Source organism: Clostridium sp. C105KSO13 (assembly GCF_001517425.1).
Taxonomy (GTDB): Bacteria; Bacillota; Clostridia; order Lachnospirales; family Lachnospiraceae; genus Muricomes.
This window is the reverse complement of the sequence record NZ_FBWL01000007.1, coordinates 1-453: the sequence shown is the minus strand read 5'-3', so window position 1 is coordinate 453 and position 453 is coordinate 1. Positions and strand designations below refer to the sequence as shown.

The following is a 453-nucleotide window of genomic DNA, read 5'->3' as shown; positions in this document are numbered from 1 at the left end:
CGCGTACGGAAGCTTTGTGCAATCAATGCACTTAACTTTTATATCACCTTATGCATGGCGTTTCTGGCCTTGATCTCAATGGAAGAAGAGACAAATGCACTCAAGGTTTCAATCATAAAAACGGCAGATCCCATCAAGGAAAAAGTTTTCTTCTGCTATTACCGATTGGCAAAAGGCATCTCAGGCATACTGTCGTATGCGAAAGAGGGCGTCAGACTCTGGTTTCGGACAAAACGTCCGGCATACCGTCAACTTTGCTTTAAGCTGGTCGCTTAGATAGAGGGTCTGCCCCATTGGGCATAAAAGAATAATTCTCCTAAAGTCCGGTTCCGGCGGGGCTTATTTCAGTACCTCTATTCACAATACTGTCTTTTCATTTTTTTCAAAAATAGGACAGATTGGTACTTTAGAAGAAGTTATCTCTTTTGAAATTACATTTTGCGGAAACTCAAG

The 453-nt window shown here is 41.7% G+C and carries 1 protein-coding gene; it reads left to right on the top strand.

The annotated features are described in order from the left end of the window. Nucleotides 1-276: transposase (locus BN3456_RS00015; RefSeq protein ID WP_089981932.1), on the top strand; the 276-nt coding region annotated here is incomplete at its 5' end. Between the last annotated feature and the right edge of the window lie 177 nt (nucleotides 277-453).